The sequence below is a fragment of the Streptomyces jumonjinensis genome, from assembly GCF_009600885.1.
In the GTDB taxonomy this organism is placed as follows: Bacteria; Actinomycetota; Actinomycetes; order Streptomycetales; family Streptomycetaceae; genus Streptomyces; species Streptomyces jumonjinensis.
This window is the reverse complement of record NZ_VCLA01000039.1, coordinates 85,755-93,928: the sequence shown is the minus strand read 5'-3', so window position 1 is coordinate 93,928 and position 8,174 is coordinate 85,755. Positions and strand designations below refer to the sequence as shown.

The window sequence follows — 8,174 nt, the reverse complement described above, 5'->3', positions numbered from 1 at the left end:
GGCCCGCCCCGCCTCGACTACACCTGCGACACCCTCCTCCTGCTCGACGCCGCCACCGGCCGCATCGAGGCACAGCGCCCCATCAGCGGCATCGCCTCCGTCGCCACCCAGCGCTGGCACCCCGACGGCTCACTCCTCGCCCTCTCCCGCTGGACCGCCTGGTACAGCTGGTCCAGCTACTGGATCGAACCGCGCCACGACGGACTCCACATCCGCGGCGGCACCACCATGCGCGAGGTCATCGACTTCCTGCCCACCGGCACCACCCCCGGCACACCACGCGTCCTCACCTTCCGCCGCGCCGAACACATCGCCGCCAACGACGACCGCAACGAACTCGCCTCCCACGAGGTGACCGCCGACGAGCCCACCGCACTCCGCGATCTCACCGAACTCACCGACGACCCCGCCGCCGACGAATTCGACGGCGCGTTCCTGCTCGACGACCGCCACCTCCTCGTCACCGGCCGGATCTACCCCCCGGGCCGCCCCGCCGTCACCCGCCACTGGCTCTGCGACGCCCGCACACTCCAGCCACTGGGCCGCATCCGCTACCCCCACCCAGCCGGCTGGGTGACCCCCCTCGGCGACGGCACCTGGCTCACCCGGAGCCCCGACGCCCTCCACCACTGGTCCCTGCCCTGAACCGGCACAGAAACAGCGGCGCCCCGGACCACGACCTCAACGGCCACGATCCGGGGCACCACCGTCACATCAGCGGCGAGCCGACAGGGACTACTCCCCGCCCTCCTCGCCCTCCTCCACATCCGAGGCCGCATCCGTCGGAGCCGAGGCCGCACCGTCCGCCTCCAGCAGCCGGGCGAGCTGCCGCCCCACAATGCGCTTGAACTTCCGCTTCTGCGGCCGAGTACGGTCCAGCACCGCCACCTCCAGCCGATCCGCCGGGATCTCACGATCCGCGCCATTGGCCTGATTCGACAGCGCCTGCACCGCCAGCTTCAGCGCCTCCGCCAACGACATCCCATCCCGGTGCCGCTGATCAAGGAAAGCGCTGATCTGCTCCGCATTGCCGCCGACCGCGACCGAACCGTGCTCATCCACGATCGAACCGTCATGCGGCAGCCGATAGATCTGATCACCCTCCGGAGTCGCACCGACCTCCGCGACGACCAGCTCCACCTCATACGGCTTCTCCGCCGCACTGGAGAAGATCGTGCCCAGCGTCTGGGCGTACACATTCGCCAGACCGCGCGCCGTCACATCATCACGGTCATAGGTGTAACCACGCAGATCCGCGTAGCGCACACCACCGATACGGAGATTCTCATACTCGTTGTACTTACCGGCCGCGGCGAAACCGATCCGGTCATAGATCTCGCTGAACTTGTGCAGCGCACGGGACGGGTTCTCACCGACGAAGACAATGCCGTCGGCGTATTGCAGCACAACCAGGCTGCGACCACGGGCGATGCCCTTCCGGGCATACTCCGCCCGGTCCTGCATGGCCTGTGCGGGCGAGACATAGAACGGCGTCGTCACCGGCTATCCGTCCCTTTCTGTCAGTGGCGTGGCGGCCCCGCCCAGCGGTGGCCGGGAGAACATCAGAGCAACGCGGCGCGCGGTCCATCGGGCTGTTCGAGACGGCGCTCCAGAATCGAGCGGGCGATGTCGGCGGACTCCTGCTCGCCGAGCTTGCGCACACCGTCCTCAGTGATCACCGCCACGATCGGATAAATCCGCCGGGCCACATCCGGACCGCCGGTCGCCGAATCGTCGTCCGCCGCGTCATACAGCGCCTGCACCACCAAAGTAGTGGCCTGCTGCTCATCCAGATCATCACGGTAGAGCTTCTTCATCGCCCCACGCGCAAAGATCGAACCGGAACCGGTAGCCGCAAAACCCTGCTCCTCGGAACGGCCGCCCGTGACGTCGTACGAGAAGATCCGGCCCTTCCCACGGTCCACGTCATACCCCGCGAAGAGCGGAACGACCGCCAGCCCCTGCATCGCCATGCCGAGATTGCCCCGGATCATGGTGGAGAGCCGATTGGCCTTGCCCTCCAGCGAGAGCTGCGCGCCCTCCACCTTCTCGAAATGCTCCAGCTCCAGCTGGAAGAGCTTGACCATCTCCACCGCCAGACCGGCGGTGCCCGCGATGCCCACCGCCGAGTACTCGTCGGCCGGGAAGACCTTCTCGATATCGCGCTGCGCGATCATATTGCCCATCGTCGCCCGCCGGTCACCGGCGAGCACCACACCCCCGGAGAACGTGGTGGCGACGATGGTCGTGCCGTGCGGCGCCTGGACGGCGCCCTGCACGGGCGGGAGCGTGCGCCTTCCGGGAAGCAGCTCCGGGGAGTGCTCCCCCAGGAAGTCCATGAAGGAGGAGGAGCCCGGCGTCAGGAAGGCAGCTGGTAGACGCCCGGTGCCACGAGTGTTGGCTTCCACGAGTTTCCTTCCAAGTAGGCGGCAGCCCGGCGGACGGTGTCGGGGTTGTCACCCAACTTGCCGATGGCCGAATTGCAGTTGAAGCACAGTACGCCACGGACCTTACCCGTCTTGTGGCAGTGATCCACATGGGCGGCGGGAGCCGCGAGACAGATACAGCAGATGCCCATCTGGTCGGCGACCATCCCGTCCCGCTCGGCGACGGTGATGCCGTACTGCCGTTTGAGATGATCCGCCCGGCCCCGGACGGCCCGGCACGCCTTGCAGCGCGTGGACAGGCCATCGGAGGCCCTGGCATTCCGATGCCAATCGCTGTGGGGCTTGATCTCCCCGCAGGCGCGGCACAGCTTGCGCCCCGGCGGTACGTCGACCTTTTCGCGAACGGTTTTGCCGATCGCCTCCCGGCGGCGCCGGTAGTACACGGCGGAGTACTCAGCCACGCACTGCCGGCACCGCACCTGGAGTCCGTCTCTTCGATTCCCGTCGGCGGCAAAGGAAGCGAGTGGAAGTATCTGCTCACAGCCGGTGCAGCGCTTCGATTCGACAGGGTCCGACATGTCCGTTACTGTCCGCCTTTTTGCACAAATGACCGAACGAAATCCTCGGCGTTCTCCTCGAGTACGTCGTCGATTTCGTCCAGGACGGAGTCCACATCATCGGACAGTTTCTCCTGGCGTTCCTTGAGATCTTCCGAGACCTGCGCGTCCTGCGCCTGCTCCTCGACCTCCTCCGTGGAACGCGTGGCCTTCTGCTGTCCGCCGCCGGTGTCCTTGGTCGCCATGTCCCTCACCCCGCTCGGTTTGCCCTGACGTGAGTTCGTTCCTGTCAAGATCAGACCCTACAAGCCCGGTCCGACATCGGCCCCGCACTTTCCACAACGTCCGGGGACCATCCCGATCATTCCCGGAGATGATTCCCGAACCGCGGCCTTTTAGCCTCCCGACAGCACCCGGACCAGGTCTTCCGCGGTCCGGCAGCGGTCGAGCAGTTCCTTGACGTGGCTGCGCGTGCCGCGCAGCGGCTCCAGGGTCGGGACCCGCTGGAGCGAGTCACGGCCCGGAAGATCGAAGATCACCGAGTCCCAGGAGGCCGCGGCCACGTCGTCCGCGTACTGCTCCAGGCAGCGTCCGCGGAAGTAGGCGCGGGTGTCCTCGGGGGGCTTGGTGCGGGCGCGGGAGACGTCCGGCTCGTCCAGGAGCCGTTTCATCTTGCCGCGGGCCGCCAGACGGTTGTAGAGGCCCTTGTCGGGCCGTACGTCCGCGTACTGGAGGTCCACCAGATGCAGCCGGGCGGCGTCCCAGTCCAGGCCGTCGCGGCGGCGGTAGCCCTCCATCAGCTCTTTCTTGGCGATCCAGTCCAGCTCCCCCGAGAGGCTCATCGGATCGTTCTCCAGCCGGTTGAGGGTGTCCTCCCAGCGGCTCAGCACATCCGTGGTCTGCTCGTCGGCGTCGGCCCCGAAGCGCTCCTCGACGTACTTCCTGGCGAGCTCGTAGTACTCCATCTGGAGCTGGACTGCGGTGAGTGTCCGGCCGCTGCGCAGCGTGACCAGATAGCCGAGGTCGGGGTCGTGGGAGACCCGGTGGAGGGTGCGTACGGGCTGGTCGACAGCGAGGTCGACGGCGATGAAGCCGTCTTCGATCATGGAGAGGACCAGGGCGGTGGTGCCCAGTTTCAGATAGGTGGAGATCTCCGAGAGGTTGGCGTCGCCGATGATCACGTGGAGGCGGCGGTACTTCTCGGCGTCGGAGTGGGGTTCGTCGCGGGTGTTGATGATGGGGCGCTTGAGCGTGGTCTCCAGGCCGACCTCGACCTCGAAGTAGTCGGCCCGCTGACTGATCTGGAAGCCGTGTTCGTGGCCGTCCTGGCCGATGCCGACCCGGCCCGCGCCGGTGATCACCTGTCGGGAGACGAAGAACGGCGTCAGATGGCGGACGATGTCCGAGAAGGGGGTCTCCCGCTTCATCAGGTAGTTCTCGTGGGTGCCGTAGGAGGCGCCTTTGTTGTCGGTGTTGTTCTTGTAGAGATGGATCGGCTGGGCGCCGGGGAGCTGGGCGGCGCGCTCGGCGGCTTCGGCCATGATCCGTTCGCCGGCCTTGTCCCAGAGGACGGCGTCCCGGGGGTTGGTGACCTCGGGGGAGCTGTACTCGGGGTGGGCGTGGTCGACGTAGAGCCGGGCGCCGTTGGTGAGGATCACATTGGCCAGGCCGATGTCCTCGTCCGTGAGCTGGCTGGAGTCGGCGGTCTCCCGGGCGAGGTCGAAGCCGCGGGCGTCCCGCAGCGGGTTCTCCTCCTCGAAGTCCCAGCGGGCGCGGCGCGCCCGGTGCATCGCCGCCGCGTAGGCGTTGACGATCTGGGATGAGGTGAGCATGGCATTGGCGTTGGGGTGGCCGGGGACGGAGATGCCGTACTCCGTCTCGATTCCCATTACTCGCCGTACGGTCATGCGGCCCTCCTTGCCCTGCGTCGCTCCCGTCCGGGGGCGGCGCTCAGTACCGCTGGTGCTCCGGTGCGCATGCGGTGCCCGTCCCCGCGCTGTGCGATCCGGCGGTACCGAAGAGCCTAGAGCGCCGCCGGGCTGCGGGGGAGATCGATTGAGTCATTGCTGCGGGTGTGGCTGGTGCCGGGAGTCGGGTCCGGGGGAAGCCGGGAGTCCGGTCCGGGGGAAAGAGACCGGCTGCGGATGCCCGGCCGGGGGCATCCGCAGCCGGTGCGCTCTTACAGGTACTGTCCGGTGTTCGCCACGGTGTCGATGGAGCGTCCGGTGTCCGCGCCCTGTTTTCCGGTGACGAGGGTGCGGATGAAGACGATCCGTTCGCCCTTCTTTCCGGAGATGCGGGCCCAGTCGTCGGGGTTGGTGGTGTTGGGGAGGTCTTCGTTCTCCTTGAACTCGTCCACGCAGGCCTGGAGGAGGTGGGAGACGCGCAGACCCTTCTGGTTGTGGTCGAGGAAGGCCTTGATCGCCATCTTCTTGGCCCGGTCGACGATGTTCTGGATCATCGCTCCGGAGTTGAAGTCCTTGAAGTAGAGGACTTCCTTGTCACCGTTGGCGTAGGTGACCTCCAGGAAGCGGTTCTCCTCGGATTCCGCGTACATCTGCTCGACGACCGACTGGATCATCGCGTGTGCGGCGGCTTCCTTGGATCCGTTGTGCTCGGAGAGATCGTCGGCGTGCAGCGGCAGCGACGCCGTGAGGTACTTGGCGAAGATGTCCTTGGCGGCCTCGGCGTCCGGGCGCTCGATCTTGATCTTCACGTCGAGGCGGCCGGGGCGGAGGATCGCCGGGTCGATCATGTCCTCGCGGTTGGAGGCGCCGATGACGATGACGTTCTCCAGGCCCTCGACACCGTCGATCTCGGCGAGCAGCTGGGGGACGATGGTGTTCTCCACGTCCGAGCTGACGCCGGATCCGCGGGTGCGGAAGAGGGATTCCATCTCGTCGAAGAAGACGATGACGGGGGTGCCTTCGCTGGCCTTTTCCCGGGCTCGCTGGAAGACGAGGCGGATATGCCGTTCGGTTTCGCCGACGTATTTGTTGAGGAGCTCGGGGCCCTTGATGTTGAGGAAGTAGCTTTTGCCGGCGGGCTGGCCGGTGACTTCGGCGACTTTTTTGGCGAGGGAGTTGGCGACGGCTTTGGCGATGAGTGTCTTGCCGCAGCCTGGTGGGCCGTAGAGCAGGATGCCCTTGGGTGGGCGCAGTTCGTGTTCTTTGAAGAGGTCGGGGTAGAGGTAGGGGAGCTCGACGGCGTCGCGGATCAGTTCGATCTGGTTGCCCAGTCCGCCGATCTTGGTGTAGTCGACGTCGGGCACCTCTTCGAGGACGAGTTCTTCGACCTCGCTCTTGGGGACCACTTCGTAGACGTAGCCGGAGCGGGGTTCGAGCAGGAGGGCGTCGCCGGGCCGGATGGTGATGTCCAGCAGGGGCTCGGCGAGCCGTACGACTCGTTCCTCGTCGGTGTGGCCGACGACCAGGGCGCGCTCGCCGTCCTCAAGGATCTCTTTGAGGGTGACGATGTCCCCGGCGCGCTCGTATGCCATGGCTTCGACCACGTTGAGCGCTTCGTTGAGCATGACTTCCTGGCCGCGCCGTAGCTCTTCGAGCTCGACGCCGGGACTGACGTTCACGCGGAGTTTGCGGCCTCCGGTGAAGATGTCGCATGTGCCGTCATCGTTCGCCTGCAGGAAGACCCCGAAGCCGGCCGGCGGCTGTGCGAGCCGGTCGACTTCCTCCTTGAGGGCCACGATCTGGTCGCGGGCCTCACGGAGCGTGTTGGCGAGTCGCTCGTTCTGTGCGGACACGCCGGCCAGGTTCGTCTGCAACTCGACGATCCGCTCTTCGAGAATCCTCGTGTGCCGCGGAGAGTCGGCGAGCTTGCGGCGCAGGACGGCGATTTCCTGCTCTAGGTAGGCGACCTGGCCGGCTGGGTCTTCAGACCCCCGCCCCGGCCGGATGCCGCGGTTGATGTCGTCGTCGTGGGCTGCCACGGTCCTCACCTCCTCCAAGGGGAGCTGGACGCTTCCTGACCCTACCTGGGTGGGTGGTGATTGAAACCCCTAGATCACAAAGACGGTAGGGGTGTGTCCGATCTTCACCCTTGCGCTCTCCCTCACGCCAGGGGAATACCCACCCATCAACATCGGAAAGCGGCCGGTTGTAAGGTCGAAGTGTTCAACACCCGTCAGGGCTGGCGCGACTTGCTTGAGTCGCTTCTGTGAACGCTTGACCCGACGCAGGAAACGGCAGGAGATATGACCGCGCAGCACGAGGCCCCGTCCGATGGCGCCGCAGAGGCTCTGGAGGTCTGGATCGACCAGGACCTCTGTACGGGGGACGGGATCTGCGTTCAGTACGCGCCGGATGTCTTCGAGCTGGACATCGATGGGCTGGCGTATGTGAAGAGCCCGGACGACGAGCTGTTGCAGGATCCGGGGGCGACGGCTCCGGTGCCGTTGCCGTTGTTGCGGGATGTGGTGGACTCGGTGAAGGAGTGTCCGGGCGACTGTATTCACGTACGTCGGGTTTCGGACAGCGTCGAGGTGTATGGCCCGGACGTGGAGTAGCTGTTTGCATACGTACCGTCGACCGTCGGTGACCTGGTGTCGCGGGGCGGTCGCGGTGTGTTCCGTCCGGGTGGGGAGCTCCGGCTGAGGGGCGGCCGAGCGCCGGGCCGGGCCTGTCAGAGGGCGCGTGGTTCGCTTCCCGCGGTACGGAGGAACTTGCCGTCCTTCCACTGCCATTCGGCGGTCTCCTTCAGGTCGGGGCAGCACCTGGGGGTCTGGGCCGAGGAGTAGCCGAGCAGGGTGGCGGTGACGGTTCCGTCGTGGATGGCGAGCTTGTCGGCGGTCTGCTGCCGGCTGGTGTCGATGAGGGTGGCGACGACGCGGGGGGTGCCCTTCCGGTCGTGGGCGAGTACGTAGATTCCGCTGGGCGGGGTGCCGGAGCCGGCGTCGCAGTGTGCCGCGACGACGGTCTCGGGGGTGCGGTCGCCGTCGAGGTCGCCGGTGGTCTTCTGGCTGATGACGCTGCCGATGGCGCCGCATTCCAGGGGGAGGGCGACGCGGGCGGGGTCGGGGGCGGTCTTCGGCCGGGGGTCGGCGGGGGCGGTGTGGTCGCCGGGGCGGGCGGCGGTCTTACCGGGCTGGGAGGCGGTGGCGGACTGGAGTCCTCCGGCGAGTGCGATCGCGGCGGCCAGGGCGGCGGCGGTGGCGAGCCAGTGCGCGGGGCGGGTGCGGGTGTGCGCGAGGTCCGGGAGTTCGGAGGGCTGCACG

The 8,174-nt window shown here is 67.0% G+C and carries 8 protein-coding genes and 1 pseudogene; 2 read left to right on the top strand and 7 right to left on the bottom strand.

Annotated elements, in window-relative coordinates; genetic code table 11:
- Window positions 1-645 (top strand): annotated as a pseudogene (locus tag FF041_RS37720) (hypothetical protein); the annotation flags it as partial.
- 90 nt (window positions 646-735) lie between these two features.
- Here FF041_RS37720 and prcA read toward each other — a convergent pair.
- From prcA to arc, 6 genes are all read right to left on the bottom strand, one after another.
- Window positions 736-1,500: a proteasome subunit alpha gene (prcA, locus tag FF041_RS05450; protein ID WP_323371484.1), complete on the bottom strand. Its 765-nt coding sequence runs from the start codon at window positions 1,498-1,500 to the stop codon at window positions 736-738.
- A 62-nt stretch (window positions 1,501-1,562) separates the two neighbouring features.
- Window positions 1,563-2,408: a proteasome subunit beta gene (prcB, locus tag FF041_RS05445; protein WP_323371483.1), complete on the bottom strand. Its 846-nt coding sequence runs from the start codon at window positions 2,406-2,408 to the stop codon at window positions 1,563-1,565.
- Window positions 2,360-2,965 (bottom strand): endonuclease VII domain-containing protein, encoded by a 606-nt coding sequence (locus tag FF041_RS05440; RefSeq protein ID WP_153521257.1) that lies wholly within the window; start codon window positions 2,963-2,965, stop codon window positions 2,360-2,362. Before FF041_RS05440 ends, prcB begins: the two co-directional genes overlap by 49 nt.
- Before the next feature lie 5 nt (window positions 2,966-2,970).
- A complete protein-coding gene (locus tag FF041_RS05435; RefSeq protein ID WP_086569168.1) occupies window positions 2,971-3,189 on the bottom strand; it encodes a ubiquitin-like protein Pup in 219 nt (72 codons plus the stop codon).
- Window positions 3,190-3,339: 150 nt separating this feature from the next.
- On the bottom strand, window positions 3,340-4,851 hold the full coding sequence (gene dop / locus FF041_RS05430) for a depupylase/deamidase Dop (RefSeq protein WP_153521256.1): 1,512 nt from the start codon (window positions 4,849-4,851) through the stop codon (window positions 3,340-3,342).
- Between the two features lie 272 nt (window positions 4,852-5,123).
- A complete protein-coding gene (arc, locus tag FF041_RS05425) occupies window positions 5,124-6,890 on the bottom strand; it encodes a proteasome ATPase (RefSeq protein WP_323371482.1) in 1,767 nt (588 codons plus the stop codon).
- 264 nt (window positions 6,891-7,154) lie between these two features.
- Between arc and FF041_RS05415 the strand changes: the two genes are divergently transcribed.
- Window positions 7,155-7,466 carry a ferredoxin gene (locus FF041_RS05415; RefSeq protein WP_153521255.1) on the top strand — a complete coding sequence of 104 codons (312 nt, stop codon included), beginning with the start codon at window positions 7,155-7,157 and terminating at the stop codon, window positions 7,464-7,466.
- 116 nt (window positions 7,467-7,582) lie between these two features.
- On the opposite strand, the gene FF041_RS05410 is transcribed toward FF041_RS05415, so the two are convergent.
- Window positions 7,583-8,174, bottom strand: a 592-nt coding sequence (locus FF041_RS05410; RefSeq protein WP_153521254.1) for a hypothetical protein, incomplete at its 5' end; no start/stop codon positions are given.

Bases quoted from the DNA above. Each gene is read 5' to 3' on its own strand.
- FF041_RS05440 (WP_153521257.1), bottom strand. From the start codon at position 2,965: ATGTCGGACCCTGTCGAATCGAAGCGCTGCACCGGCTGTGAGCAGATA.
- FF041_RS05435 (WP_086569168.1), bottom strand. From the start codon at position 3,189: ATGGCGACCAAGGACACCGGCGGCGGACAGCAGAAGGCCACGCGTTCC.
- dop (WP_153521256.1), bottom strand. From the start codon at position 4,851: ATGACCGTACGGCGAGTAATGGGAATCGAGACGGAGTACGGCATCTCC.
- FF041_RS05415 (WP_153521255.1), top strand. From the start codon at position 7,155: ATGACCGCGCAGCACGAGGCCCCGTCCGATGGCGCCGCAGAGGCTCTG.